This window comes from Corynebacterium sp. KPL2850 (assembly GCF_040225855.1).
Lineage (GTDB): Bacteria > Actinomycetota > Actinomycetes > Mycobacteriales > Mycobacteriaceae > Corynebacterium.
Genome location: NZ_JBEHFV010000001.1, coordinates 13,299 through 38,675, shown reverse-complemented (window position 1 = coordinate 38,675; position 25,377 = coordinate 13,299). Strand labels below are relative to the sequence as shown.

Genomic DNA, 25,377 nt, shown 5'->3' with positions numbered 1-25,377 from the left:
AAAATCACACTTAGATTAACGCTATTCGGGGCGTTTCCGGAAATTGCGCTGCGCGAACGGGGCTATTTACGGCCCACATCGGTCGGGTCGATATCGCTATCAAGCGCGTCCCACATCACGCGGCCGGAATCAGATGAGGTCTCCAAATCTTCCGCCAGCTTTTCCTGGCGGGCGGCGGGGGTTTCGTATTTGCTCGACGCCTTGACCTTGTCCTTGCCCGGGTTCTGGGCCAAGAGTACGGCGCCGAAAAATGCCAGTGCTGCCCCGATAATGGCGACGATGGGGCCGAGCTTGGTGACCTCCGTGGAAATGACGGTCGCCCAATCAGAGATTGCGGCGGAATCCACCGCGTTCTCATTCGCGGACGCGCCTTGCAATATTTTTTGCGCGCGCTCCGCATCGGCACCACTGGTTAGCAGGCTAATAGGACTCCACGCGGCGGCTGCTGCGGCAAGGGCACACACAATAGCCACGATGCGGCGCCCCGTTCGGCGCAGCGCAATCCCCGCGAGGACCCCGGCGAGGAGGACCAGCGTCAATGCCATCAACTCTAGGGACCACGCGGAACCCACGATCTCATTGGTTGCCGAGCCCGATTTATCGTCCTCGCTTACGGCTTTTACCCAGGTGCTGCGGGAAGAAAACCACAGCACCGCCGTGCCCACCGCCATAAGGAGTGGGCCAAGTCGCCTCGTCATTAGGAATCATCCCCTAAAAGAACTTTCGCATCGAAGCAGGTTCGGTCACCGGTGTGGCATGCCGCGCCGCGCTGGCGCACGGTCAGCAAGATGGTATCGCCATCGCAATCAAGGCGCACACCAAGCACGTCCTGCGTATGTCCTGAGGTCTCGCCCTTAATCCAATACTCACCGCGCGAGCGCGAGAAGTAGGTGCCCTTGCGCGTGGCCAGCGTGTGTGCGAGCGCGTGGTCATCCATCCAGGCAAGCATCAGTACCTCGCCGGAATCGGCCTGGGCAATAGCTGGCACGAGCCCTTGCTCATTGCGCTTGAGCAGCGCAGCTATCTGTGGGTCTAGCTCATAGTCTGCGGGATTGCTCATCGGCGTACCTCGTATCCGGCATCTGTCAAGGCCTTTTTGACCTCGCCAATTTCTACCTCCCCAAAGTGGAAAATGCTAGCTGCTAGGACGGCATCGGCACCGGCTTCAACGGCGGGTGGAAAGTCCGCTGCGGCGCCTGCCCCACCGGAGGCGATGACAGGAATGTTCACCGTCTCCCGCACCGCGCGCAGAAGCTCGAGGTCGAACCCGGCCTTCGTGCCATCTGCGTCCATGGAGTTTAAAAGGATCTCCCCCACGCCCAGCTCGGCGCCGGTGCGGGCCCATTCCACAGCATCGATGCCAGCCGATGTCGTCCCGCCGTGCGTCGTAACTTCAAAGCCCGACGGTGCGTGCGCCGCGTCGGTGCGCCGTGCGTCCACGGATAAGACGATGCACTGCGAGCCGAAGACTTCCGCCAATTCGCGCAGCAGGCTGGGATTGCCAATCGCGGCGGTATTGACCGATACCTTATCCGCGCCAGTACGCAGGAGCTCGCGGACATCGTCAACGCTGCGCACTCCCCCGCCCACGGTGAGGGGGATAAAGACTTGATCGGCGGTGCGGCGTACCACATCGAGCATGGTGGACCGGCCGTGTTTGGAGGCGGAGACATCAAGAAAAGTCAGTTCGTCCGCTCCCAATTCCTCATAGCGCGCGGCTAATTCCACGGGGTCTCCTGCATCGCGCAGGTGAGCAAAATTCACGCCCTTGACTACGCGGCCTTGATCCACATCAAGGCACGGGATTATGCGTACGGCTACAGCCATGCGGGGCTTACTCCTTCACAGGTCGGTAGGGTGGGATTAAGTTGAGTGGTGAGATAGGATTTCCAGGATTGTCTCGTGTACCTGCGGGGTACCAGAGACCATCCCCCCCGACTTCACGGTCCATGGATTGCCCTCTGGATCCGTGACGATGCCCCCGGCGGCCTTAATAAGGAGCGCTCCCGCCGCGTTATCCCACGGGTGCGGCGAGAAATTGACGGCACCGTCAAAAACTCCCTGGGCCACGAAGGCACTATCTAGTCCCACCGAGCCCGTCATGCGCGGGCGCAAGCCGGTTTCGCGCAATTCGTGGATTGCCGCAGTGGGAAGATAGGAGGAACAACCCACGTGTCCACGGGCTTCATCCAATTCTGGGGACTCTTCCCCGCCACCGAATCCGCCGGACGGCCCGCCTGCAGAACGCAGCGGCGAACCGTCGCTGGCAACCAAGCGCCTGCCCAAGAGCGGAAAGTCGGAGACAGCCGCGATGGGCTGGCCTTCGTGAACCAGGGCCACCAAGATGCCAGCCATCGGGTTGCCCGCGGAATAGTTTGCGGTCCCATCGATTGGATCGACGACCCACACGGTGTCGTGGATACTACCGCCGGATTCCTCCCCGTAGACCGGGATACCGGTCATCTGCTGCAAGATATCGCGCAGCTGCTTTTCGATGGCCAAGTCTACCTCTGTGGCGAAATCGCCCCGGCTCTTAAAGTGGGCCGGTGGCGCCCCGATGCCGGATCGAAAGATGGGCTCGACCTGGTCAACGGCCGCCTCCGCGAAGGCCACCAACTCGCGCGGATCCATCATCGTTTACTCTTCCTCGGGGTCATAAGGATCGATGGGCACCTCTGCGGGAAGCGGCTCTACCTCTGCCACTACCGCTAGCGCCTCATTCAGGCTGAAGTTTCCCTCATATAGCGCCTTGCCGATGATCGCCGAATCGATGCCCTCATTTTCATACCGAGCCAGCTCGCTAAGATCTGCCAGGGAGGAAATGCCGCCGGAGGCGGTCACCTTGGCATCGGTTGCCATAGCTACCTCGCGCAGTAATTCCACATTGGGCCCAGTCAGCGTCCCGTCCTTGGACACGTCCGTGACCACGAAGCGCTGACATCCTGCGGCATCGAGGCGCTCGAGTACCTCCCAGAGATCCCCGCCATCGGAGACCCAACCATTGCCCTTCGTGCGCCACTCGCCATCTTCTAAACGCACAGCCAAATCCACGGCAACTTTCTCGCCATACTGCCCAAGGATCTTTTCTATCCACTCTGGGTTTTCTAAGGCGGCGGTGCCAATATTGATGCGGTTCGCGCCAGTGGCCAGCGCACGCTCTACCCCGGCATCATCGCGGATGCCGCCGGTAAGCTCGACATTAATACCGAGTTCTTGGGTAATCCCCGCCATTTGCTCGTGGTTGGAGCCGCGGTTAAAGGCAGCATCGAGATCAACAAAGTGCAGCCACTGGGCGCCCTGGCGCTGCCACTCGAGAGCGGCGTCCCGCGGGGCGCCGTAGACCTTTTCGGTGCCGGCTTCTCCCTGATCCAAGCGCACGGCCTTGCCGCCGACGACATCGACTGCGGGCAAAAGCGTAAAAGTCATGGTTTCATCCTACCTAGAGAGTCTGCATCCAGTTTTCCAATAGCTGCGCGCCCGCATCTCCGGATTTTTCGGGGTGGAATTGCGTAGCCCAGAGCGCGCCATTTTCCACTGCCGCCACGAATGAATCACCGGCGTGCGTGGACCAGCTCACCAGCGGCGGGCGGGTAATGACGGTTTCTAATTCCCAGCGGCGCACGCCGTAGGAATGCACGAAATAAAACCGCTCATCGGCGCTAAGCCCGGCAAACATGGCGCTGTCATCTGGCACCTCGACGGTATTCCAGCCCATATGCGGCAAGACGTCGGACTGCAGGCGCTCGACCGTCCCTGGCCATTCGCCGCAGCCAGTGGAGTGCATGCTGTGCTCGACGCCGGCATCGAAAAGCACTTGCATGCCCACACAAATGCCCATGACCGGCCGCTCGCCTGCTAAGCGCTGGCCGATGACCCTCGGCCCATTCACTGCCTTAAGCCCTTTCATGCAGGCATCGAACGCGCCCACGCCAGGAACCAGCAACCCTTCAGCCTCGAGGGCCTGATAAGGATCCGCCGTGACGGTGACCTCCGCCCCGACGCGCTCGAGGGCACGCTGCGCGGAGCGAATATTGCCCGCGCCGTAGTCCAATAACACCACCGATTTTGTCATGGGCTATACCTTACGCATTCGACGCAAACGGGTGCGGATATCGTTGGTCTCGCTGATGCGAGTCCGGCCCAAGATGAAGTCCGCCGTGGTGAGGAGCAGCCCGGCGATGAGGATCGCAACCCCCGCTCCGAAGGCGCCGTCGTAGCCGTAGCCTGCCACCATGGCGCCGAGCAAGGTCGAGCCTAAGCCGGTGCCGCTATCGTAGAAAATATTCCAAATGGCCGAAGCCTCCGAAACCCGCTCGCGGGGCAGCCGGTCAAACATGGATAGCAAGGCCTCGTTCTGTGCGATACCGAAGGCGCCACCAAAAAGAACGGCGCCGAGCACCAGCCACCAGATGGAGCTTTCCATAAACAGGGTCAGGGAAATCGTCCCGACGCCGACGATTGCCATGATCTGGCTTGGAATGTACAGGCTACCTGGGGCCCCGGTGCGGTCTGCCACCACGCCGGCGAAATACCGGAAGATCATCGCCGCACCGCCCACGATGGACAGCATGACGCCGGCCAGGCTGGCACCCTTTGCGGCATCGAGTTCTTGCATTGCGGGGGACAAGAAAGAGGAAATGGCACCGTAGCTCATGGAAAAGGTAGTCAAGGCCAGGGCCGGGACCAGTACCAGCTTCCAGGTGGGAACGCGGATGATATTGACTTCCTCGTCATTATCCTCGGCCAAGGTGACCTTGATCTTGGGGATACGCAGGCACATAGCAAAGCCCAAGAAGCCGATGAGACCGGCGGTGATATAGGTAGAGGCGTATCCTAACGAATCCGCCATGAACAGGCCGAGCGGCAAGAAGATCATCTGCCCCAAGCCTGTGAATACACCAATCATGCCGGTGGCTTTGCCTAGCAGACGCACCGGGGAGAGCTCTGCAATCAGCGCGGATTCGGACACGGTGAGGGCGCCGAAGCCCACCCCGCGCATGGCGGAAAATAGCAAGACGATCCAGGCGTCGGTGCCCAGCAGGTGGCCAAAGGCTGGAACGCCTAGGGTAAAGGCGGATAGCGCCATCACGCGCCGGTAGCCCCAGCGACGCAATAGCCACGGGGACATGATCTGCGTGGCTACGGTAAAGGCCATGAAGATACCGGTGGATCCACCCGCCAAAGTCGCGGAACCGCCGGAGTCAATGACGGCCAGCGGGACTACGGGAAGCAGGATGGACCAGGCGCCAAAGGCGGCTGCGATGGCTACCATCGTCGGCGTATAGCCGGGCACCTTCCAAATATTGGTCTCTTGGGATTCGCTCATTTGCTAAAGCCTCCAACCATCCAGGCGATGGCCGCGGCCACGGTAATAACGGCTAAAAGCGCGGCGACGACCGTAAAAAACTTCGAGTCCTGCTGATACGCGGACCAGGCCCCTCCTACCAAGAGGCCCGCCACCAAAAACAGGATAAGGATCATAAACTGCACGGGCTACAGGGCTCCCTTCGTCGAAGGGATGCCATTCTGGCGCGGATCTTGGTCCACGGCAGCGCGCAGCGCGCGGGCTACTGCCTTGTATTCCGCCTCGGTCACGTGGTGCGGATCGCGGCCGTAGCGCACGTTGACGTGCAAGGTAATGGCTGCGTGGGTGGCCAGGGATTCGAAGAAGTGGCGGTTAATCACCGTTGCATAGTGCCCGCCGATGACCTGCCACTGCAGGTGCTCCGGCTCGCCATTCATCACGAAGTATGCGCGGCCCGAAAAGTCTACGACCGCTTCAACCAGCGCTTCATCCATGGGTAGTAATTGGGAGCCGAAGCGGCGAATCCCGGCCTTATCCCCCACGGCTTCACTCAGGGCCTGGCCCAGCACGATGGCGGTGTCTTCCACGGTATGGTGGGCGTCAACCTCCACGTCACCAGTGGCCTTTATCTGCAGGTCAAATAGACCGTGTGTGGCAAATGCGGTAAGCATATGGTCAAAGAACGGCAGCCCGGTGGAAATATCGCTTTTCCCGGTGCCGTCTAGGTCGATGGAAACGGTGATATCCGATTCCGATGTTGCTCTTTGGGCACGCCCCACACGGTTTGTCATATCTCACTCCTTTGAAGTATCCGCTCCTACTGTAGTCGCTAGCTTTTCCGCCGCAGCCAGAAAGGCCGCATTTTCTTCCGGCAGGCCAATGGTCACGCGCAAGTACCCATCAATTCCTACATCGCGGATGAGCACCTCTTCATCCAAGAACTTCTCCCACACGCGGTGCTGGTCCGCAAAATTGCCAAAGAAAAGGAAATTCGATTCGCTCGGCATGACGGTATAACCCATCTCGCGCAGGCGCCCTGCCACCATGTTGCGTTCGGCGGCGATGGTCGCCACGGTGGCGAGGGTATCTGCGCTGTGGCGCAGGGCCACAGTGGCCGCTGCCTGGGATAAGACGGACAGGTGATACGGCAGGCGCACCAGCATGATGGCCTCCACGAAGGCCGGGTCCGCCACGAAGTAGCCCAAGCGCCCGCCGGCAAAGTCGAAGGCCTTCGACATCGTGCGCGAGACCACGAGCTTGGTGGGGTATTTTTCTAACAGGCTCGTCGCGGACGGCGAGTCAGAAAACTCGGCGTAGGCTTCGTCCACGATGACGATGCCGGGGGCGGCATCGATAAGCGCGGCAATATCTTCCAGGCTGGTTACCCCACCGGTGGGGTTATTCGGGGTGGTAACAAAGATGACGTCGGGCTGGTGCTCGGCCACTGCTGCCAAGGCACGGTCCATATCGATGGCGAAGTTCTCATCGCGCGGGCACTCGATAAAACGCGTGTGAGTACCGGCAGAAAGGATCGGGTGCATGGAATACGACGGCGTAAATCCCAGCACGCTGCGCCCGGGCCCGCCGAAGGTCTGCAAAAGCTGCTGCAGGATCTCATTGGAACCGTTGGCTGCCCAGATCTGCTCGTAGGTGACATCCACCCCGGTTTGCTGCGAAACATAGCGGGCCAGCTCGGTGCGCAGCTCGACTGCATCGCGCTCTGGGTAGCGGTTCAGCGAGCTGGCGCAGCGGCGGACCTCGTCCACGAGGGCATCGACAAGCGCGGGCGAGGGCGGGAAAGGATTCTCGTTGGTATTGAGCTGGTAGGCCACCCGCAGCTGCGGGGCGCCATAGGCGGTCTCGTCGCGCAATTCCTCGCGCAGCGGTAGGTCATGTAGCTGGGCCATTTATTTCTCCTCGAATCGGGCGCGGATAGCCTCCCCGTGGGCGGGAAGGCGCTCGGCATTAGCAAAGGCGATGACGTTGGGGGCGATTTCTTCCAGGGCGCCGCGGTCATAATCGATGAGATTGACCGGCCGGAGGAAGGTGTGGGTGGAAAGCCCGGCGGAAAACCGCGCCGTGCCGGAGGTGGGCAGCACGTGGTTGGAACCGGCCGAATAGTCTCCCAGGGGCACCGGGGAATACGCCCCGACGAAGATGGCGCCGGCGTGATTGATGCGCTCTGCCACCGCGTGCGGCTGCGCGGTGTGGATTTCTAGGTGCTCGGCGGCATATGCATTCGCCACGGCGACGCCCGCGTCCACGGAATCCACCAGCACGATTCCGGATTGTTCGCCGGTTAAGGCCTCGGCGGCGCGGGCGGAGTTCTCCGTGGCCGTATAGCGGCGCTCGACTTCTTGTTTCACCTGCTGGGCCACGCTTTCCGATGCCGTGATTAACACGCTTGCCGCCATCGGATCATGCTCCGCCTGAGAGATGAGGTCATAGGCAACGTAGACGGGGTTTGCGGTCTCATCCGCCAAGATGGCGATTTCGGTCGGGCCGGCCTCCGCATCGGTACCGACCACCCCGCGCACCGCCCTTTTGGCCGCCGCGACAAAGATATTGCCCGGCCCGGTAATCATGTCCACGGGCTCTACGTCCTCTTCCGCATCGCCGTAGGCCAAAAGCGAGACCGCCTGGCCGCCGCCTACGGCCCATACTTCCTCCACGCCCAGCATGTGGCACGTGGCCAAAACCGTAGGGTGTGGCAAGCCACCGTGTTCCTTTTGCGGCGGGGAGGCCACCACCAAGCTGGAGGCACCTGCCTCTTGCGCGGGCACGGTATTCATGATGACTGAGGACGGGTAGACCGCCTTGCCGCCGGGAACATAGAGGCCAACGCGCTCGATGGGGCGGAATACCTCGGTCACGGTGGCGCCGGGGGCCAGCTGAGTGGTGTGCGAATCCGGCTTTTGGTCCGCATGCACGCGGCGCACCCGCGCGATGGAGGCCTCGATGGCCGCGCGCACCTGGGGATCAAGTTCTTCGGCAGCCCGCTCCAGTTCCGCCTGGGGCACGCGCAGTGACGACGGGCGCACCCCATCGAATTGCTCCCCATAATCCAACGCAGCTTGGACGCCTTCGTCGCGCACCTTATTCACCATCGGCACGACGGTGCCCATGACGGAATTGACATCGGTGCCGCCGCGCGGAAGAACGCGGCGCAGCGTGGCGGGGCGGAGCTGTTGACCGCGGAGATCGATGGTTCGAAGCATTCCTGGCTCACTTTCTGGTTGATCACCGTGGGCTATATCTGTAGACAAACCAATATACTATCGCCCAAAGCGCCGCGGGGACACCCTCCGGAGCGATAGACTCAAATCAACTTCCAGCGAAGGCGAGTGTGCGGTGCATGATGATCGAATTTGAATCCACCAGTCTTGAGCGGCACCTGCGCGCCATCGTCCGCGAGCTTGATTTTTCCTATTGGGCGCTACCTTCTGGAGAACTCGTTATTTCCCATGGGCAGGAGGGGTCCACGCTGGTGTTTGTGTCGCAGGCCGACGATGCGATCGTCCACCTGCACACCACTCTGCGCGGCGCGGTTGACTTGGGCGAGGCCGCCGCGCTGTCCCGGTTTATCACCACTTGGAACGCCGATTGCCTCTACCCCACCGCCGTGCTGGACTATGACGAGGCCGGGTCGCTAGTACTGAGCGGGCAAAGCCACTTCACCACCGGGTCTGCACCAACGCACGATCAACTAGCCGCGTTCGTGCCCGCCGCACTTAACGGCGCAGAGGTGCTAATTAGCATAGTGACGCGCGAATTTCCGGCCCTGGCCCAAGAACCCGAGCTTCTGCTGGTACCAGACGGCACCGCCGCACCGCCGGTGTTCACCTTGGATTTCCTCGCCGCGGCACTGCCGCAAATAGGCATCGACCGCTTCCATAGCGATGGTGAAATCTGCCTATTTGCCCTAGTCAATTCCATCGCCTGCACCTTTACTCTCGACTCTGGGTCGAGCCTCATCATCACTGGCCGGTGGGATCTGAATGCGGATGAGGACGAGTTCACCCGCTTGTTTCTGATCTGCAATGACTGGAACCTAGCGAGCCACGGCGCCACGGCCTACTGCCGCTCCACCGACGACGGCATCCATGTCCATGTCGATGTGCCGACCCTGACTGGAGCGGGCCTTAACCAAGGCCAGCTGCTGCGGGTTTTAAGCCACAGCCTCGATGCGGTCCTGCACGCAATCGATGACATCGCGCGGAAATTCTGTGGCAGCTCGCCGGTTAAGTGGGCGTAATTACTTGCTGTTGCGCACTGCCGTTTTGAGCAGACTCTTTGCCAACAGCTTCCCAGTCCGCGTCGGAACTAATAAACGCGGTACACCAGTAGGAAAACATCGCCAAAAATGGGGCAACCGCCCAGGCCACGGCGGGAGAAAAATTCGGCGCAAATTCCACGACTTCCCCTGGATTCTCCGGCGGGTGCGTCGCAGTGATACCGCCAAAGACGTAGAAGGAAGCCGCACCGGCGAGGACGCATAGGCCTACCCACAGCAACATCGTGAGACCGCGCCCGCGGCGCTGGGAAAATGCGGCCAGTCCGAGGCACAGTCCCAAGAAACCCGTGACTAGCGCAAAGGTCATAAATGCGACAAATTGCGCGTTACTTTCGGCTTCAATGGCATAGCCCCCACCGTCGACAGCATGGCCGGTCATCGTGGGGCGCATAAAACCCCAGAGTGCGCCACAGATGCCAAAAACAAACAGGGAACACGCGAGGAGCCCCGCACCGAAACCGAGAGTGCGGGGCAAGCGAGCTTGGCGGGAAGACAATTTAGTTACAGAAGGTCCAGTTGTCGCCCTCGCGGCGGAAACGAACGGTGGAGGTATCGGTGCCTTCTGGGTTCGAAACGCTCACGGTAGCGGACGCATCATCGCCATTGACCACAACGTCATTGATCGATTCCAGCTTGGTGGAGGTAGGGATGGCCTCTAGCTGGTTGGCGAACTCGTTGACCTTGGCATTGCCCTGGCTTTGCTGGCGCATGGAGTTTGCGTATTCCGAAAAGGACTGGCTGGGAAGACTATCGACGTAGTTGAGGTACTGCTGGAAATCCCCGGACTCGCCTTCGCGCACGGCCTTGCAAGCATGGGCAGGCATGTAGCCAAAGTAGTCCTTGACATTGTCAATCTCATGCTGCCCGCGCACCAATTGCTCAATGGCCTGCTTATCGCCGTCGTTTGCTTCTTGACCGCCCTCAATGGGCTTGATGTCCTGTGCGTTGGCGAAGGGATCATCCTCATTCTGCATGGGGTTCGCGTCGGCGCCCTCATCGCCGCCTTCTTCGTCCTTCTCCTTAGTGTCCTCGGCGGCCTTTTTATTGTCCTTTTCTTCCTTTTCCTTCTTTTTGTCCTTATCTGCGTCTTTGTCCTCAGACTTTTTCGCCGATTCCTTCGCAGAGGTCTCAGAAGACGAGGAAGCAGACGAAGACGACGTGGTCTTCGTCGAATCGTCCTCATCATCCGAGCTACATGCAGCCAAAGCAAGCGGGGCAACCATAGCGACCGCGAAAAGGGACTTCTTTGCAGGGGTCAAAAAGGACAAGGGAGAGCTCCTGAATCAATCTTTCGAATGCGAAGCCGCCTCACGACGGGTTCTTTTGTCCCCGCAATCTTAACAATGCAAGTTTGCAAGGGACATTATTGCAGTCTTAAAAGTACCTGTGAGCTATTCCTTGCCGCGCTGAAGCACGTACAATTTCCACTGTGCAACTACATCGCGAGAGCATCATCGAGGCCGCCACGACCCTATTGAATACTTATGGGCTTGCCGATGTCACCATGCGCCGCGTCGCTTCTTCCCTCGGCGTTGCTCCAGGCGCACTGTACTGGCACATCGCCAATAAGCAGGCGCTCATTGCCGCTCTTGCCGAAGATATTATCGCCCCTGTTGCCGGTTCCACGCTGGAAGAAATTAGCCTGCACCTGCGCGAATTGCTCCTGGCCCGGCGCGATGGAGCGGAGGTTGCCATAGCTGGGCTCTCGCAGCCTGATTCCCCGGCTTGGGAGCACCTCGTCGCGCAGTTTAGCTCCGCCACCTGTCCCGATTTCGATGATACCGCCCGCAAGGCCGCCGCCCTTACTGCCGTTCACCTCGTCTTGGGCGCCACGCTGCTCGAACAGTCCCAGCGCCAACTGCTAGAAACCACCGGCGGGACCACCGCGGCCGACTACCGCGCCGATTTGGTGCATGGCGTGCAGATTATCAATGCCGGTTTGCAACACAGCGGGGCGGATTAAAACCCTTCACCCCCCGCGGCGGATTTCCGCCGAGCACAAGCGAGTACGATCTCTGTGCAGCAGCCCTCCCTAGATTGTCACCTCAGAAGAAAGGCCATTTTCGTGTCGTATCCCGCGCATGGCGTATTCATCGATGTCACTGCGGAAAAAATAGTGCTTCACCGCAGCCTGCTCTCCCGCAGCTTGGGCGAGCCTGCCACCGCAGAAATTGCGCTTGATGCCATCGATGACCTGCGCGCCCACGAACCCACCGCCACCGGTTTTGGCTCGCTGTCCCTAGGCAGCGCCGGCAGCATTGCCTTCGCGCCGCACCAGGATCCCCACCGCGTGGCGCGCGCCATCGAGGCGGCACAAAAGGGCGACGCACCGGCGGAAGCCGCAGCCGCACCCGAACCCGCGGCAGCCACGGCCGCAAGCACATCCGCTAAAGAAGAAAACCCAGGGCTTGATTTCGTCGCGCTAGATGTGGAAACCGCCAATGATAATTGGGGCTCCATCTGCCAGATCGGCGCCGTGCGTTACCGCGATGGCCAAGAAACCGCGTCCCAGTCGTGGCTGTGCACCCCTCCCCCAGGCTTGGAGCACTTTGCCGAGATCAATATCTCCATCCACGGGATTACCGCCGCCGATGTCGAAGGAGCCATGCCCTTTGCCACAGCGGCTGCAGAGCTCTTTGACTTCATCGACAGCGATGTCATCGTCGCGCACAATGTTCAGTTCGACTCTTCCGCGCTGCGCTCCGGATTGCTGGCCGCCGGCGCCAATGTCCCCACCGTCCCACTCGCCTGCTCGCTCGCTTTGTCCCGCGATGCTTCCAAGCAAGGTGTTATTTCGGTGGCCAACCACAAGCTTCCTACCGTCGTGAAGCACCTTGGCGGGGCCTCTTTTACCCACCACGATGCCACCGAGGACGCCCGCGCAGCCGGCACCATCATCACGGGGCTGGCCCAGCGCTTCGGGCATACCGGAAGCATCACCGATCTCTTTACCAGCCGCGAGTTTCGCCTCGGGCGGCTCGAATCCTCAGCCATCCTGCCGGTCCTGCGCGCGCATACCGCGCCCACCTCCGGCGACGATTTGGGCGCCGGCACCGATTTCCGCGATTCCACTCGGTCTGCGGGAACCAGCAAGAAGTCGGCGTCCTCCAACCGGGCGCCGTGGCAGGCCGTTGCCACCCCGGATACCATCCCGGATCCCAATCCCGACGCCGATCCTCAGGGCGCGCTCTACGGCCAGCACGTCACCCTAACCGGCGATTTCGAGCCGTACGATAAGGGGATGCTGTGGCAGGGCATCGCCAAGCGCGGCGGGCAAGTGGGCAAAAACGTCACCAAGAAGACTACCCTGCTCGTCGTCGGCGAATGGGCAAAGAAGACCTCCAAGGAAAAGCGCGCCGAAGAGCTGCAGGAAAAGGGCCAGGACATCACCATGTGGTCCGGCGCCCAGCTCTTTTCCGAGCTGGAGCTCGACGCCGAGCCGCCTTTTTAACCCCGCAGGGAACCACCTGGCCATTTCTCCAGTCCAATAGGGGCGGATACGCACTACCTTGGAGAAATCGCCATGACCCTTACGCTCGACGCACCCCGCCCCACCACCACTAATCTGCTGCCGGCGCTGTTCGCGCGGTCGTGGATTAAACACCAGCGGCTTTCCGATGACGGCTTTTGCGACTCCCTCGCCACCATCCAGCTCTCGCCCAACTTGTCGATGGCGCTGGTCTTTCCCGGGCAGCGCACTTTTCGCAGGCTTAGCCACCGCGGGCTCGCTGATCTGGATGTCTCTACCCGCCAGGCGTGGAATTGTGCCTCGCTGAACCTGCAGCGCGCCGCGCTCGACTCGCAGGGCCTGCGCTTTTGGACGCGCCCGGCTCGCTGCGCTCTGCCCGCCGCAGCACCCTATGGCGGCTTGCAAGTCCGCTCCCACGGCGCCCCGATTTCCTCCTGGTTGGCCCACCCGGAAACCTTCACTGTGCTGGATAAACACATGCGCCGACTCATGCGTTCGCATTCTTTGACCTACCTGGTGCCGGATTCCGCGACGGTTTTCGTCTTCGCCCACCTACCCGATGAGTATGCCCGCGACCTCGCGCGCGCCGCCGCCGAACAACTTCCCCGCCATCGCACCGTTTTACATTCGCGCCCGCTAGTATGGTCTAACGGATTTCCCCGCGAATTATGAGAGGAGCACCATGGCGGAAAGCAGGATGTCGCGGCTGAGCAATCAGTACCATGCCTGGACCCGCAGCCACCCCACGGCGGCGGAGGATTTTCGCACCGCCATCGAGGATCTGCTCAATGACGCTGGCATCATCTTTGACCGGGTATCGACCCGCGTCAAGACGTGGTCCTCACTCAAGCGCAAGGCCAAGAAGCGGGGCGAGGGCGGCGATTTTATCTACCCCGCCCCGTGGGACGATATCCACGATGTCATGGGCGTGCGCGTTACTCTGTACCACTCCACCATTATCCCCAATGCGCTAGACGTGCTGGGCGAGTCCTTCAAGGTCGTGCGTTCCGTGGATAAGGCGGCCGAGACCCGCATTTCCGGCGGCTTTGGCTACGGCTCCCACCACCTGGTGCTCACCGTGACGGACGACAGCGCGGCGGCCATGGAGGAGCTCGCCGATTTCGTGGGCTGGACCTTTGAGGTGCAAATTCGCACCGTGCTGCAGCACGCATGGGCGGAATTCGAACACGATATCCGCTATAAGCAGGGCCCTACCCCGCCCTCGCCCGAGGTCGACCGCCTGTTTACGCTGGCCGCCGGCCTCATCGAATTGGCCGATCAGCAATTCGATGAGATCGCCGCGCTCAAGGCCCCTCGCACGGAGGCGGATACGGACGTGGAGCTTACCCCGGAAACCCTGCCTGGCGTCCTGGCCATCATTTTGGGCAATCGCTTTCCGCTTTCGCGCTCGGAGCACTACCGCTTCCTCGCGGAAATCTTGGAGGAAAACGATATCCGATCCTTGGACCAGCTCGAGCAGCTGCTTGACGATGACGCCATTGCCCACGTCCACGACACCATGCGCTACCGCTTTCGGCCAGGCCAAGTGCGCCTTATCGATGATCTGTTGCTCAATAAGTTTGGCAAGCAGCACATCGAGGCCACCGCTGAATCCGGCGACCGCACCGGCCGGCGGCGCCGCCTGAACGCGCGCCTTAAGGCGCTGCGAGCAAACTCTTAGCGGAATCCGCCGCGGAATTTTTCCATATCGCGGCGCTCCTTCTTCGTCGGCCGGCCCGCGCCGCGGGGGCGCACCGGTACGGCGGGCTGGAATTCCTTGGGCGGTGGCGGAGGCGCGTGATCGGTATAGCAGGTGCGCGCCACCGGCGCGCCCACGCGCTTGGCAACGGTAGCCAGCACCTCCAAGTCGTGCTCGTGGTGGTTGCGCCACACGCGCACCCTATCGCCTGGCACGACTTGTTGGGCGGGTTTTACCGCTTCACCGTTGATTTTCACGTGCCCGGCGCGCACCGCGGTGGCCGCAGCGGATCGGGTTTTGAACATGCGCACCGCCCATACCCAAGCATCAATGCGGACGGGGCGGCCGCTTGGCTGCGGGGTAGGCATTAATAATTATTGTGGTTCTCGTTGACGATCTTGCGGATCTTCAACCAGTTATATCCACCACCCACCACGGCGATGATAAGACCCAAAATCATCCAAGCGGCAAAATTAGCAGAAAACACACCTAAAACGACTCCTGCACCAACACCACCGGCAACGGAAATAACGGCGTTGCGGGAGTGCTTGCGCACCTGCTGCTTGCGCTGCGCAATGGGGTTATTCGGTCGCTGCTGCATAGTCATGCTCCAGATCCTACCTCACCCCAGGCAGAACCTGCTTCGCGCGCGCTGATTTCGCCTTGGGAAAGCGCCGCGAGCATCGCCTGGAGCTCATCGAGCCCACCCGGGCGCACGGCCACGGTAAAAGTCACGGCGGCGCCGTATTCGGTGTCGGTGATGTCGATGCCGCGCCCGCGCAAATCCGCCTCGAGGCGCCCGGCCGTGGCGTGCGGGCATTCCACCGTATAAAGCTCCCGGCGCGCCCGTGTGACCGCCTCGACCTTCTCCATGGCCTCGCTCACCGCCCCGCCGTAGGCATGCACGAGCCCGCCCGCGCCCAGCTTGATGCCGCCGAAATAACGCACGACCACCGCACAAATATCGAGCATTCCAGAGCCCTTCACCACATCCAGCATGGGCTTTCCAGCCGTCCCGGAAGGCTCGCCATCATCGGAGGAGCGCTCCACAGGGTTCGCGTCGTCGACGTGGTAGACATAGGCGGAGCAATAGTGGCGGGCATCGGGAAAGCGCTGGCGGGCGGCATCGATAAACGCCCGTGCTTCTTCCTCATTTGTCACCCGGCCGATCAAGGTAATGAACCGCGAGCGTTTGATCTCAATTTCGTGTTCCACCTGGCCGGTGGGGCGCCGATAGGTATCGCGCATTAGGCCACCAAGAAATCGTACTCGGGGGTATTCGGCTGCAGGTGCTGCACCGAAATCTTGGACTCAGCCATTCGCTCCTTCAGCCCTGCCAGGTCTTCGGCACGGCTGAGCTGTATGCCCACCAGCGCGGCACCGGTCTCGCGGTTATTGCGCTTGAGATATTCAAAGAGCGTGATGTCATCGCTAGGCCCCAGGATTTCAGACAGGAAGTGGCGCAGCTGGCCCGGTTCCTGCGGGAAATTGACCAAGAAGTAGTGCTTCAGGCCGCGGTGCACCAGCGAGCGCTCCATGATTTCGGCGTAGCGCAGCACGTCATTATTGCCCCCAGAAATCACGCAGACCACCGTCGAACCCGGCTCCAGCGGCACCCGCTGCAGCCCAGCCACGGACAGCGCACCGGCGGGCTCGGCGATAATCCCCTCATTCTGGTACAGGTTGAGCAGGTCCGTGCACACCGCCCCCTCAGAGACCGTGTCCCAGTGCAGGCGCGATTGGTTGGCCTCCAAAATCTCATACGGCAGCGAGCCCAGGCGCTTGACCGCCGCGCCATCGACAAACGGATCCACGCTCTCTAGCGCCACCGGCCCGCCATTGCGGAAGGCTGCTCTTAGCGATGCCGCCCCTTCCGGCTCCACACCCACCACCTTCGCGTGCGGTGCCATATCCGCCATATAGGAGGTGATGCCAGAAATCAGCCCGCCGCCGCCGACGGGAACGACGATGGTATCGACCGAGGCGCCCTTTGCCGAAAGCTGTGCCAAGACCTCCGCCGCGACAGTGCCCTGGCCGATGATCGTATCGCGGGCATCGAAGGGCTCGATGAAGGTGGCGTGGCGCTCGGAGGCATCGGCATGCGCGGCGGCCGCGGCCTCGTCAAAGTTGGCACCCACTACTACGAGTTCCACTTGGTCTCCGCCGTGCACGTGGATGCGGTCGCGCTTTTGCATGGGCGTGGGCTCCGGGACGAAAATCTTGCCCGGAATCCCCATGGTGCGGCACGCATAGGCCACGCCTTGTGCATGGTTGCCTGCCGATGCCGTCACGATGCCCCGCTCCCGCTCCTCCTGCGACAAGCTGGAGATGCTATTGAGCGCGCCGCGTATCTTATACGAGCGCACGTCCTGGAGATCCTCGCGCTTTAAATAGACCTCACAGCCCGTTTCCGCAGAAAGCCGGGGGCAATACTGCAGCGGCGTCGGCGCGATTTCGGAGCTGATGCGTGCCTGTGCCTGCTGGATATCGGATGCGTGGATGGTCGATTCAGTCATGATTGCAGAGTCTACCCGCCCTACCTAGTGCTCGACCGATTCACCTAGATTTCATTCCGGTTTAGCGTCACTGTTACGTGGTTTGGAGACAATGGAGTGCTCCACAAGAAAGGACTCTCTCTATGTTTAAGCGCACCTCCATCGGCGTGGCTGCCTGCCTTGCGCTCAGCTGCGCCCCGGCCGCCAACGCGCATATCGTCGATAATGTTTTAGAACGCTCCGCCGACGATGCTGCGGTAAAACTAAGCCCCATCGGCTCCTATGAGGCTGGGGTGATGGGCAAATCAGCAGCGGAAATCGTGGCCTACCACGCCGACTCCCAGCGCATTCTCACGGTGAATGCGCAATCGGGCAAGGTGGATATCCTGGATGCCTCCGATCCCGCCAACCCCACCAAGGTTGCTGAGGTTTCCGCCGGCGGCGATAAGGAAATCAACTCCGTGGCCGTGCGCCCCGATGGCCTCGCCATCGCCGCCGTGCAGCAGGCAGACAAGACCGAAAACGGTGAAGCCTTGATTTTCGATGCCTCCTCCGGCAACGAGCTCGGCCGCGTACCGCTCGGCGCGCTGCCAGATAACGTGCACATCACCAAAGACGGTGCCTATGCATTGACCGCGAATGAGGGCGAGCCCTCCGATGAACTCACCACTGATGGCACCGAATACGCAAAAGATCCAGAAGGTACTGTATCGGTCATCTCCCTGCCAGACGGCGTCCAGGCCCCCTCCGCTGCGGATGTCCGCACCGCTGATTTCCGCGCCTTCGACGGCCCAGATGCAGAACTCGACCCGTCCATTCGCGTCTTTGGCCCAGAAAACCACCACAATAAGCCTTCGCTCGACTTCGAGCCGGAGTATATTTCTTCCGCCGATGGCAAGGCCTATGTCACCTTGCAAGAAAATAACGCCATCGGCGTGGTCGATATCGCCTCCGCCACTGTAGAAAAGGTGCTGCCCGCCCATATCGCGGATCACTCCGTTGTCCCCATCGATCCCTCCAATAAGGACGGCGAGGCAAAGCTGCGCACGATCCCTGTGCATGGGCTATCCATGCCGGATTCGATCGGTGCCTTTCAGACCAACGGCCAGACCTACTTCGCCACCGCCAATGAGGGCGATGCCCGCGATTGGGGCGGCTACACCGATGAGGTCAAACTGAAAGAGCTCGTTGAAGAAGGCCAGGTCTGTGATTCCGTCGATCTGCCAGAAGGCATCGAGGACAAGAAATACGCCGGCAACCTCAAGTTGAGCAATGCCTCTGGGTGGAATGAGGAAAAGGGCTGCTTCGATGGCCTGTATTCCTTCGGGTCCCGCTCCTTTAGCATTTACGATGCTGAGGGCAACGTCGTCTTCGATTCCGGTTCCGACTTCGAGGAAATCACCAAGGACATCGAGGGACTTAACTTCAATGCCGATAACGAAGACCCCGACTTTGACGATCGCTCGAATAATAAAGGCCCCGAACCGGAAGCCCTGACGATTGGAACAGTTGGCGATCGCACCTATGCCTTCATCGGCATGGAGCGCGTGGGCGGCATCTTCGTCTACGACGTCACCGACCCGGCTCATGCCGAGTTCGTCACCTATACCAACAACCGCGATTTCGCCGTGGACTACGACGAGGACAATGTTGCCGCCACCAGCTTGGCCGGCGACTTGGGCCCAGAGGGGTTGGCGTTCGTTGGCAAGGAAGACTCGCCTACTGACGATGCCCTCCTTATCGCCGGCAACGAGGTGTCCGGGACCACTACGATCTTTTCTGTCGCCGATCTTGTCGGTGGCTCCCAGGATGAAGACGGCGAGGCTCCTGACGATGCCCTCGGGGCATGGCTGCCTGATGACGGTTCCAGCAGCATCGCGAAGGGCGTTGGAATCATCGCTGGCATCATTGCACTCGGCGCCATGTTGAGTGGTGTTCTGCACTTCATGCCGCAGGTAGCCGATCAGTTCTATAAGATGCTTCCAGAACCGGTCCGCCAGCTACTTCCGTAGATTTCGGTATTAAAGCGGTGGCGATTGGGGCGAGCAATCAGCTCTTCAGCCACCGCCTACTTGCTCCGCTTGTACTGCATTGCCAGCGGTAATCGCGCGGGAGCTTGTGCGATTTCACAAATCCGAGTCGTGGACGGCACGCCAACTTCTGAGACAGACGCGATTATTCCTCTGCACGCGAGCGGTCTTCACAATTGGCCCACCGTTACCGCAGGTGCAGCGAAATTGCTTTCTCTGAGCGGCGGTAACAGTGTCCATAGAAGGTGCAGGAGAGTTTCTATCCCAAAATACCTGTACCCATCGTGGCCTTCAGGTCTCCCATGAGGTTGCCCGATCGTTCCACGCGGAGGTGCTCACCGAGAACCATGGTGGTGGATTGGTCGCCCTCAACAAGCTCAAGATAGACATCGGACTCACCGTGGTTTTTAACCAAGACCTGCTTGAGTCGGGCGATATTTTCCATCGTGCACTGGTCCGTGCGCATGGTCAGGCGCAGCGGCAGGCTCGCGCCACCGCCTGGGCCCAGCTCGGGAACGCGAATATCGGAACAAAACAGCGACCGGCGCTCATCGCGCACCTTCACGTTGACGCGCGCCAAGATAATGTTGTCTTCCACAATATGCGGCGACGCCAGCGAATAGACCTTATTGAACACCAAGATCTCTACCTGCGCGCCGTTGTGGTCTTCTACCGTGACAATCGCCCACGGGGAACCATCGCGCTTAGAAAAGCGCCGGTCCACGCCGGAGATGATGCCGCCGATGATGAGTTCTTGGCCATTGTGTACCTCATCGTTGAGGATCTTGGTCAACGGCGTATTGGTCTGCGCAGCTAAGGCCTCTTCGAAACCATCAAGTGGGTGGCCAGAAACGTAGAGACCCAGCATCTCTCGCTCGAGTGCCAACTCGTGCTTGCGATCCCACGAATCGTCCGGAACATCAATGGCAAAGGCACCTTCAGAGGAGGCATCATCGCCGCCGCCGAACCCGGCGAAGAGGTCGAATTGCCCCTTATCCGCCGCCTTTTTGGTGGTCTGCACGGCATCGACGGCGTCCTCGTGAATAAGCATCAGCCCCTTGCGCGGCTGCTGGAAATCATCAAAGGCACCGGCTTTAATCAGCGCCTCGGTCACGCGCTTGGAACACGCTGCCAAATCGATCTTGTCGAGGTAATCGCTAAAGGAGGTGAACGCCCCCTTTGCCTTGCGCGAGGCAATAATGGATTCAACCACTTCAGAGCCCACGTTGCGGATAGCACCCATGCCGAAGCGAATATCCTCGCCCACAGCCTGGAAGTCCTCCTCGGACTCATTGACCGAAGGCGGCAAGACGTTAATGCCCAAGTGGCGGCAGTCCGACAGGTAAATGGCGGACTTATCCTTCTTATCGCCCACAGAGGTCAATAGCGCCGCCATGTATTCAGGCGCGTAGTAGGCCTTGAGGTAGGCCGTCCAGAACGAAACCAACCCGTAGCCCGCGGCGTGGGACTTGTTAAACGCGTACGACGCGAAGGGCTCGATGGTCCCCCACAGGGCATCCATGGCGGATTTGGAGTAGCCATTTTCTTGCATGCCGCCCCAGAATTTATCGTATTGCTGGGCTAAGACCTCGGGCTTTTTCTTACCCATCGCCTTACGGAACCCGTCTGCCTCACCGGCGGTGTAGTTCGCCACCTTCTGCGAGATACGCATGATCTGCTCCTGGTAGACGATGAGACCATACGTCTCATCCAGGATTTCCTTCAGCGGCTCTTCGAGCTCAGGGTGGATCGGGGTAATTTCCTTGCGCCCGTTCTTGCGGTCGGCATAATCCCAGTGGGCGTTAACGCCCATCGGGCCGGGGCGGTACAGGGCCAAGGAGGCCACGATGTCTTTGAAGCCGGTAGGCTTCATGCGCTTGAGCAGCTCCTGCATGCCGCCGGAGTCCAGCTGGAACACGCCCAAGGTATCCCCGCGCGAGAGCAGGTCATAGACCTTGGAGACCTTGGGGTCATCGGCATGCAGCTGCTCGAGCTGCACTTCTTCGCCGCGGTTGCGCTTGATGTTTTCGATGGCATCGCCAATAACGGTAAGGTTTCGCAGGCCCAGAAAGTCCATCTTCAGCAGGCCAATGGCCTCGCAGGCGGGGTAATCCCAGCCGGTGATATACGCGCCATCGGCAGGCCGCTTCCACATCGGGATGTGATCCATCAACCGCACGGAGGCCATAATCACAGCACAGGCGTGCACACCAGCCTGGCGAACAACACCCTCCAAGCCGCGCGCGGTGTCATAAATCTTTTTCACATCCGGGTCGGTTTCCACCATCTGGCGGACCTCGGCGGCCTCGGAATAGCGCTCGTGGTCGGGGTCGGTAATGCCCCGCAGCGGAATGTCTTTCGCCATAATCGCCGGGGGCAGCGCGCCGTTGATGCGGTCAGCCATCTGGAAGCCGGGCTGGCCAAAGTGCACCTTGGCGGAGTCCTTAATGGCCTGCTTGGTTTTCACCGTGCCGAAGGTAATGACCTGGGCTACCTTATCCTCTCCCCAGCGCTCGGCGGCGTAGGTAATCATCTCGCCGCGGCGGCGATCGTCGAAGTCGATATCGATATCGGGGGCGGACGGGCGCTCGGGGTTCAAAAAGCGCTCGAAGAGCAGGTCGTGTTCCAGCGGGTCAATATTGGTAATGGTCAGCGCGTAGGCCACGAGCGCGCCCGCCGCAGAACCACGGCCGGGCCCTACACGGATGCCTACAGAACGCGCGTACTTAATTAGCTCCGCCACGATGAGGAAGTAGGAGGGGTAGCCCTTCATCTCAATCACAGAGATCTCGTACTTGGCGCGCTCAATGTAGTCCTCCGGCACCTCGCGCCCGGGGAACCGCCGCTGCAGCCCCTCCATCACCTCGTGGGTCAGCCAGGAGGTGGGCGTGTGGCCCTCGGGGACATCGGCAATGGGCATGCGGTCGTGGGTGTGTTCCTCCCACACCTCGCTGTAGTCCTGCACGCGCTCGGCAATCCACAGGGTGTTGTCGCAGCCATCCGGAATCAGGTCATCCCAGGTCTCGCGCATCTGCGCGGCGGACTTGATGTAGTAGCCGGTACCGCCGAACTTGAAGCGGTCTGGGTCCATAAACGTCTTACCGGTCTGCACGCACAGCATGGCCTCGTGCGCGGGCGCCTGGGATTCCAGCACGTAGTGACAGTCATTGGTCACCAGCGGCGGCAGGTCCAGCTTGCGGCCGATTTCGAGCAGCCCATCGCGCGTGCGCTTTTCGATGTCCAGCCCATGGTCCATCAACTCCAAAAAGAAGTTGTCCTTGCCATAGATGTCTTGCCACATGGCCGCAGCTTCGAGGGCCTCGTTGAATTGGCCGAGGCGCAGGCGGGTCTGCACATCGCCGGATGGGCAGCCGGTGGTGGCGATGATGCCATCGGCATGCTCGGCGATGAGCTCTGCATCCATGCGCGGCCACTTGCCCAGCTGGCCTTCGTAGGAGGCCAGCGAGGACAAGGTGAACAGGTTGCGCAACCCGGTCGCGTTTTCCGCGATCATCGTCTGGTGCAAGTACGCGCCCGAGGCGGAGACATCGTCGCGCTTTTGGTCCGGGGTGCCCCACAGCACGCGCTTTTTATTAAAGCGCGATTCCGGGGCCATGTAGGCCTCGATGCCGATGATGGGTTTGACCCCGGCACTGGTCATGCGCTTATAAAAGGCGTCGGATCCATACATATTGCCGTGGTCTGTCATGCCCACGGCGGGCATATTTTGCTTGACCACCTCATCAGCCAACATATCGACCTTGGCCATGCCGTCCAGCATGGAGAACTCGGTATGGTTATGCAGGTGGACGAAGGAGGAGTTTTTGGCCATGCGGTCATCTTAGCGGGGCGGTCAAGATGACGATATTATGCGGTGATGATCTACACGCTTGCCGCATACATCATGTGGGGATTTTTCCCCGCGTTCTTCCCGCTCCTGCTGCCGGCCACGCCGCTAGAAATCCTCGCCCACCGCGTGTTGTGGACCGCAGTTATCGTCACGGCCTTTTTAATATTCAGCGGCGGCTGGCGCGAATTGGTCCGCATGGACAAGCGCACGTGGGGCTGGCTTGCCGCCGGAGGCGTATTCATTACGGTCAACTGGGGCACTTATGTGCTGGCGATTAATACCGATCACGTGGCCGATGCCGCTTTAGGCTATTTCATCAACCCCCTGGTATCGGTGGCGCTCGGCATGATCTTCTTAAAGGAGCAGCTGCGACCGTGGCAGGCGACCGCCGTCGCCGTTGCCGCAGTCGCCGTGCTGTATCTGACCTTCTTTACCGGCCAAGCGCCGTATATCTCGCTGCTGTTGGCGGCATCGTTTGGCATCTACGGGCTCATCAAGAAGCAGGTGCGGGTATCGGCGGCGGTCTCGGTCGCTGCGGAGTCTTTGGTGGTCTCCCCCGTCGCCATCGCCTATATCGTGTGGATCGAGCAGGCGGGCCACGGCACGTTCGCTTCGGAAGGCACGCCACACATGCTGCTGTTAATCAGCGCCGGCCTAATCACCGCGCTGCCACTATTGTGCTTTGCCCAAGGCGCGCGGACGCTCCGCTTGTCGACGATCGGCATGCTCCAATACCTCACCCCCATCATGCAGATGCTATGGGCGCTCTTTGTCACCCAAGAGCACTTCTCCACGCACCGGTGGATTGGCTTCGGCATCATCGGCGTGGCCGTCAGCATCTACATTGCGGATCTCATTCGCGTTCGCCAAAGCGCGCCGCGCAAGAGTGCGCGGCGCAAGTAAGCGGCCGACAGGAGTCCCCGGCACGGTGAGTAGGGTGTTAGAGCGCTGCACGCAAGAGTGCGCGGCACGGGTAAGCGGCACGCAAGAGTACGCGGCACGGGAGAAGGGTGCTGCGCAGGAGTGCGCGGCGCAGGAAAACAGCGCACAGGAGTTCGCGGCGAGGGGGGAATGCGAAATGGTTGCGCGCGCAGGAAAACGGTACCCAGGAATGTCCGGCGTGGAAAGGGGTGCGCAAGAGTGCGCGGCGCGGGAAAACGGCGCGTAAAAGTCGAGGCCGACGGGCGGGTCTTGTGCCCAAAGCCGTGGGTTAACTGGGGCCAGTATCAACAAGGTCCGGCGGTGGCGGCTGCCAGGGTTTAATCCACCGCACGCCGCCGTGCACGCGCTCGAACCGGCCATTGCGGGGGCGGGCCGCGCGGTCGTCGTCATTGCGTCCGTTGTGGTGCGGACACGCTACGGTGAGGTTCTTGGCATTGGTCCAGCCGCCGCCGGCCCAGCTATAGATGTGGTGAACCTGGCACTCATCGGCTGGGCGGTGGCACCCGCGCGCCGGGCAGATGGGGTTTTCGGCGGCGGCCATCATAAATTGCTTCCACGTTGCCCCGCGCCGCATGCGGTACAGGTTCACCGGCCCCTCCACGGGATGGATAAGCGTGATAAAGCCTTCTTCCGCCATCGCGCGCTGGGCCAGCTCGGCGCCGCTTATCTGCGCGCCGTTGGTCATGGTGACCGTCACGTCTTTATCGCCCTGCACAACGGCGCTCAGCTTATCCAGCGGGATTACCACATTGGTGCGCACGGTGGAGGTGGCGGCGGAATGGAAGAGGTCGGCGACATCGGCAAGCGTGCCTGCTTGGTTATGCAGCTCCGCGACGAGGCTGGAGCTGCCCGTAATCGTCAGCGTCCATGGTTTGCCGGCGGCTCGGCGGCGCAGCCGCACCCCGGGTTTGGGCTCGCGCGGCGGGCGCAGCGCGCGCACCTTCTTGCGGGCGAGCTTGTCCATCGCCTGGGTATCGGCGGATATCTGGGCGAGCTCCGCGCGCAGGGCCCAGGCCCGGGCTTGGGTGGGCGCGCGGCGGGCGTGCTTTTCGATGACCTCCAGCGTCGGCAACGAATGCCCATTGCGCCGCGCTCCCTCGACCGCTCGACGCTGGCGACGCGTGAAACTGGTCGGCCCGAAATAGATCTGGGAAAGGTGGGCTATCGACTCGGCAGCGGCATCCGGCATGCCGACGGCGGTCAGCTCGGAGGCGGGCATATCAGCAGCCTCGGCGAGAATGCCCATCGCCGAGTTTAAAGCCGCAATATATGCCCGAATGTGTTCCATGCCCT

26 protein-coding genes are annotated in these 25,377 nt (G+C 61.0%); 7 read left to right on the top strand and 19 right to left on the bottom strand.

Features of this window, described 5'->3' with window-relative positions; genetic code table 11:
• Positions 1-62: 62 nt before the first annotated feature.
• From ABRP93_RS00195 to hisD, 11 genes are read right to left on the bottom strand one after another with little or no spacing between them, the layout of a single operon-like run.
• Complete coding sequence (locus tag ABRP93_RS00195; protein ID WP_349852708.1) at positions 63-698, bottom strand: TIGR02234 family membrane protein; 636 nt, start codon at positions 696-698, stop codon at positions 63-65.
• Positions 698-1,060, bottom strand: coding sequence for a phosphoribosyl-AMP cyclohydrolase (hisI, locus tag ABRP93_RS00190; protein ID WP_349852707.1), 363 nt, complete (start codon positions 1,058-1,060; stop codon positions 698-700). Before hisI ends, ABRP93_RS00195 begins: the two co-directional genes overlap by 1 nt.
• On the bottom strand, positions 1,057-1,827 hold the full coding sequence (gene hisF, locus ABRP93_RS00185) for an imidazole glycerol phosphate synthase subunit HisF (protein WP_349886426.1): 771 nt from the start codon (positions 1,825-1,827) through the stop codon (positions 1,057-1,059). Before hisF ends, hisI begins: the two co-directional genes overlap by 4 nt.
• A gap of 36 nt (positions 1,828-1,863) precedes the next feature.
• Positions 1,864-2,634 carry an inositol monophosphatase family protein gene (locus tag ABRP93_RS00180; RefSeq protein WP_284771414.1) on the bottom strand — a complete coding sequence of 257 codons (771 nt, stop codon included), beginning with the start codon at positions 2,632-2,634 and terminating at the stop codon, positions 1,864-1,866.
• 3 nt (positions 2,635-2,637) lie between these two features.
• Positions 2,638-3,426 (bottom strand): bifunctional 1-(5-phosphoribosyl)-5-((5-phosphoribosylamino)methylideneamino)imidazole-4-carboxamide isomerase/phosphoribosylanthranilate isomerase PriA, encoded by a 789-nt coding sequence (priA, locus tag ABRP93_RS00175; protein ID WP_349852705.1) that lies wholly within the window; start codon positions 3,424-3,426, stop codon positions 2,638-2,640.
• A gap of 13 nt (positions 3,427-3,439) precedes the next feature.
• Entirely contained in the window at positions 3,440-4,072 is a 633-nt protein-coding gene (gene hisH / locus ABRP93_RS00170; RefSeq protein WP_349886425.1) for an imidazole glycerol phosphate synthase subunit HisH, read from the bottom strand.
• A 3-nt stretch (positions 4,073-4,075) separates the two neighbouring features.
• Positions 4,076-5,326 carry an MFS transporter gene (locus ABRP93_RS00165; protein WP_349852703.1) on the bottom strand — a complete coding sequence of 417 codons (1,251 nt, stop codon included), beginning with the start codon at positions 5,324-5,326 and terminating at the stop codon, positions 4,076-4,078.
• Positions 5,323-5,481: a CG2302 family histidine operon protein gene (locus tag ABRP93_RS00160; protein ID WP_034659193.1), complete on the bottom strand. Its 159-nt coding sequence runs from the start codon at positions 5,479-5,481 to the stop codon at positions 5,323-5,325. The genes ABRP93_RS00165 and ABRP93_RS00160 overlap by 4 nt, the downstream gene beginning before the upstream one ends.
• Positions 5,482-5,493: 12 nt before the next feature.
• Positions 5,494-6,096 carry an imidazoleglycerol-phosphate dehydratase HisB gene (hisB, locus tag ABRP93_RS00155; protein WP_349852702.1) on the bottom strand — a complete coding sequence of 201 codons (603 nt, stop codon included), beginning with the start codon at positions 6,094-6,096 and terminating at the stop codon, positions 5,494-5,496.
• Positions 6,097-6,099: 3 nt separating this feature from the next.
• The gene (locus tag ABRP93_RS00150; RefSeq protein ID WP_349886424.1) at positions 6,100-7,212 is read right to left on the bottom strand and encodes a histidinol-phosphate transaminase; all 1,113 of its coding nucleotides are present in this window, start codon (positions 7,210-7,212) and stop codon (positions 6,100-6,102) included.
• Positions 7,213-8,523, bottom strand: a complete 1,311-nt coding sequence (hisD, locus tag ABRP93_RS00145) for a histidinol dehydrogenase (RefSeq protein WP_349886423.1) — start codon at positions 8,521-8,523, stop codon at positions 7,213-7,215.
• Positions 8,524-8,660: 137 nt separating this feature from the next.
• On the opposite strand from hisD, the gene ABRP93_RS00140 reads away from it, so the two are divergent.
• Positions 8,661-9,560, top strand: coding sequence for a YbjN domain-containing protein (locus ABRP93_RS00140; protein ID WP_349886422.1), 900 nt, complete (start codon positions 8,661-8,663; stop codon positions 9,558-9,560).
• Here ABRP93_RS00140 and ABRP93_RS00135 read toward each other — a convergent pair.
• Positions 9,547-9,990 (bottom strand): hypothetical protein, encoded by a 444-nt coding sequence (locus ABRP93_RS00135; protein ID WP_349886420.1) that lies wholly within the window; start codon positions 9,988-9,990, stop codon positions 9,547-9,549. The two genes, ABRP93_RS00140 and ABRP93_RS00135, sit on opposite strands and share 14 nt — an antisense overlap.
• A 106-nt stretch (positions 9,991-10,096) precedes the next feature.
• The gene (locus ABRP93_RS00130; RefSeq protein ID WP_349886418.1) at positions 10,097-10,867 is read right to left on the bottom strand and encodes a hypothetical protein; all 771 of its coding nucleotides are present in this window, start codon (positions 10,865-10,867) and stop codon (positions 10,097-10,099) included.
• 161 nt (positions 10,868-11,028) lie between these two features.
• On the opposite strand from ABRP93_RS00130, the gene ABRP93_RS00125 reads away from it, so the two are divergent.
• The 4 genes from ABRP93_RS00125 (at position 11,029) to ABRP93_RS00110 (ending at position 14,749) form a co-directional block, all read left to right on the top strand.
• Positions 11,029-11,562 carry a TetR family transcriptional regulator gene (locus ABRP93_RS00125; RefSeq protein WP_023022998.1) on the top strand — a complete coding sequence of 178 codons (534 nt, stop codon included), beginning with the start codon at positions 11,029-11,031 and terminating at the stop codon, positions 11,560-11,562.
• Between the two features lie 102 nt (positions 11,563-11,664).
• Positions 11,665-13,050: an exonuclease domain-containing protein gene (locus ABRP93_RS00120; protein ID WP_349886416.1), complete on the top strand. Its 1,386-nt coding sequence runs from the start codon at positions 11,665-11,667 to the stop codon at positions 13,048-13,050.
• Between the two features lie 72 nt (positions 13,051-13,122).
• Positions 13,123-13,740 carry a hypothetical protein gene (locus ABRP93_RS00115; RefSeq protein WP_284771403.1) on the top strand — a complete coding sequence of 206 codons (618 nt, stop codon included), beginning with the start codon at positions 13,123-13,125 and terminating at the stop codon, positions 13,738-13,740.
• 10 nt (positions 13,741-13,750) lie between these two features.
• Complete coding sequence (locus tag ABRP93_RS00110) at positions 13,751-14,749, top strand: GTP pyrophosphokinase (RefSeq protein ID WP_349886414.1); 999 nt, start codon at positions 13,751-13,753, stop codon at positions 14,747-14,749.
• Here the strand turns inward: ABRP93_RS00110 and ABRP93_RS00105 are convergent.
• From ABRP93_RS00105 to ilvA, 4 genes are read right to left on the bottom strand one after another with little or no spacing between them, the layout of a single operon-like run.
• A complete protein-coding gene (locus ABRP93_RS00105) occupies positions 14,746-15,135 on the bottom strand; it encodes an RNA-binding S4 domain-containing protein (protein WP_284769542.1) in 390 nt (129 codons plus the stop codon). The two genes, ABRP93_RS00110 and ABRP93_RS00105, sit on opposite strands and share 4 nt — an antisense overlap.
• Positions 15,135-15,374 carry a hypothetical protein gene (locus tag ABRP93_RS00100; protein WP_349886412.1) on the bottom strand — a complete coding sequence of 80 codons (240 nt, stop codon included), beginning with the start codon at positions 15,372-15,374 and terminating at the stop codon, positions 15,135-15,137. The genes ABRP93_RS00105 and ABRP93_RS00100 overlap by 1 nt, the downstream gene beginning before the upstream one ends.
• On the bottom strand, positions 15,371-16,015 hold the full coding sequence (locus ABRP93_RS00095) for a YigZ family protein (RefSeq protein ID WP_349886410.1): 645 nt from the start codon (positions 16,013-16,015) through the stop codon (positions 15,371-15,373). Before ABRP93_RS00095 ends, ABRP93_RS00100 begins: the two co-directional genes overlap by 4 nt.
• Entirely contained in the window at positions 16,015-17,283 is a 1,269-nt protein-coding gene (gene ilvA, locus ABRP93_RS00090) for a threonine ammonia-lyase IlvA (RefSeq protein ID WP_023023009.1), read from the bottom strand. Before ilvA ends, ABRP93_RS00095 begins: the two co-directional genes overlap by 1 nt.
• A 122-nt stretch (positions 17,284-17,405) precedes the next feature.
• Here ilvA and ABRP93_RS00085 point away from each other — a divergent pair, with 122 nt between their 5' ends.
• Entirely contained in the window at positions 17,406-19,274 is a 1,869-nt protein-coding gene (locus ABRP93_RS00085) for a choice-of-anchor I family protein (protein ID WP_023023011.1), read from the top strand.
• Positions 19,275-19,551: 277 nt separating this feature from the next.
• On the opposite strand, the gene dnaE is transcribed toward ABRP93_RS00085, so the two are convergent.
• Entirely contained in the window at positions 19,552-23,124 is a 3,573-nt protein-coding gene (dnaE, locus tag ABRP93_RS00080) for a DNA polymerase III subunit alpha (RefSeq protein ID WP_349886408.1), read from the bottom strand.
• Between the two features lie 45 nt (positions 23,125-23,169).
• Between dnaE and rarD the strand changes: the two genes are divergently transcribed.
• On the top strand, positions 23,170-24,045 hold the full coding sequence (gene rarD, locus ABRP93_RS00075; RefSeq protein ID WP_349886407.1) for an EamA family transporter RarD: 876 nt from the start codon (positions 23,170-23,172) through the stop codon (positions 24,043-24,045).
• A 307-nt stretch (positions 24,046-24,352) separates the two neighbouring features.
• Here the strand turns inward: rarD and ABRP93_RS00070 are convergent, their stop codons facing one another.
• Complete coding sequence (locus ABRP93_RS00070; RefSeq protein ID WP_349886406.1) at positions 24,353-25,372, bottom strand: HNH endonuclease signature motif containing protein; 1,020 nt, start codon at positions 25,370-25,372, stop codon at positions 24,353-24,355.
• Positions 25,373-25,377 lie beyond the last annotated feature (5 nt).

Coding starts and splice junctions, on each gene's coding strand:
- ABRP93_RS00165 (WP_349852703.1), bottom strand. CDS start 5,326: ATGAGCGAATCCCAAGAGACCAATATTTGGAAGGTGCCCGGCTATACG.
- hisB (WP_349852702.1), bottom strand. CDS start 6,096: ATGACAAACCGTGTGGGGCGTGCCCAAAGAGCAACATCGGAATCGGAT.
- ABRP93_RS00150 (WP_349886424.1), bottom strand. CDS start 7,212: ATGGCCCAGCTACATGACCTACCGCTGCGCGAGGAATTGCGCGACGAG.
- hisH (WP_349886425.1), bottom strand. CDS start 4,072: ATGACAAAATCGGTGGTGTTATTGGACTACGGCGCGGGCAATATTCGC.
- ABRP93_RS00180 (WP_284771414.1), bottom strand. CDS start 2,634: ATGATGGATCCGCGCGAGTTGGTGGCCTTCGCGGAGGCGGCCGTTGAC.
- ABRP93_RS00105 (WP_284769542.1), bottom strand. CDS start 15,135: ATGCCTACCCCGCAGCCAAGCGGCCGCCCCGTCCGCATTGATGCTTGG.
- ABRP93_RS00070 (WP_349886406.1), bottom strand. CDS start 25,372: ATGGAACACATTCGGGCATATATTGCGGCTTTAAACTCGGCGATGGGC.
- ABRP93_RS00100 (WP_349886412.1), bottom strand. CDS start 15,374: ATGACTATGCAGCAGCGACCGAATAACCCCATTGCGCAGCGCAAGCAG.
- ABRP93_RS00160 (WP_034659193.1), bottom strand. CDS start 5,481: ATGATCCTTATCCTGTTTTTGGTGGCGGGCCTCTTGGTAGGAGGGGCC.
- ABRP93_RS00110 (WP_349886414.1), top strand. CDS start 13,751: ATGGCGGAAAGCAGGATGTCGCGGCTGAGCAATCAGTACCATGCCTGG.
- hisI (WP_349852707.1), bottom strand. CDS start 1,060: ATGAGCAATCCCGCAGACTATGAGCTAGACCCACAGATAGCTGCGCTG.
- ABRP93_RS00135 (WP_349886420.1), bottom strand. CDS start 9,990: ATGCGCCCCACGATGACCGGCCATGCTGTCGACGGTGGGGGCTATGCC.
- ilvA (WP_023023009.1), bottom strand. CDS start 17,283: ATGACTGAATCGACCATCCACGCATCCGATATCCAGCAGGCACAGGCA.
- dnaE (WP_349886408.1), bottom strand. CDS start 23,124: ATGGCCAAAAACTCCTCCTTCGTCCACCTGCATAACCATACCGAGTTC.
- rarD (WP_349886407.1), top strand. CDS start 23,170: ATGATCTACACGCTTGCCGCATACATCATGTGGGGATTTTTCCCCGCG.
- ABRP93_RS00195 (WP_349852708.1), bottom strand. CDS start 698: ATGACGAGGCGACTTGGCCCACTCCTTATGGCGGTGGGCACGGCGGTG.
- hisF (WP_349886426.1), bottom strand. CDS start 1,827: ATGGCTGTAGCCGTACGCATAATCCCGTGCCTTGATGTGGATCAAGGC.
- ABRP93_RS00085 (WP_023023011.1), top strand. CDS start 17,406: ATGTTTAAGCGCACCTCCATCGGCGTGGCTGCCTGCCTTGCGCTCAGC.
- ABRP93_RS00140 (WP_349886422.1), top strand. CDS start 8,661: ATGATGATCGAATTTGAATCCACCAGTCTTGAGCGGCACCTGCGCGCC.
- ABRP93_RS00115 (WP_284771403.1), top strand. CDS start 13,123: ATGACCCTTACGCTCGACGCACCCCGCCCCACCACCACTAATCTGCTG.
- hisD (WP_349886423.1), bottom strand. CDS start 8,523: ATGCTTCGAACCATCGATCTCCGCGGTCAACAGCTCCGCCCCGCCACG.
- priA (WP_349852705.1), bottom strand. CDS start 3,426: ATGACTTTTACGCTTTTGCCCGCAGTCGATGTCGTCGGCGGCAAGGCC.
- ABRP93_RS00095 (WP_349886410.1), bottom strand. CDS start 16,015: ATGCGCGATACCTATCGGCGCCCCACCGGCCAGGTGGAACACGAAATT.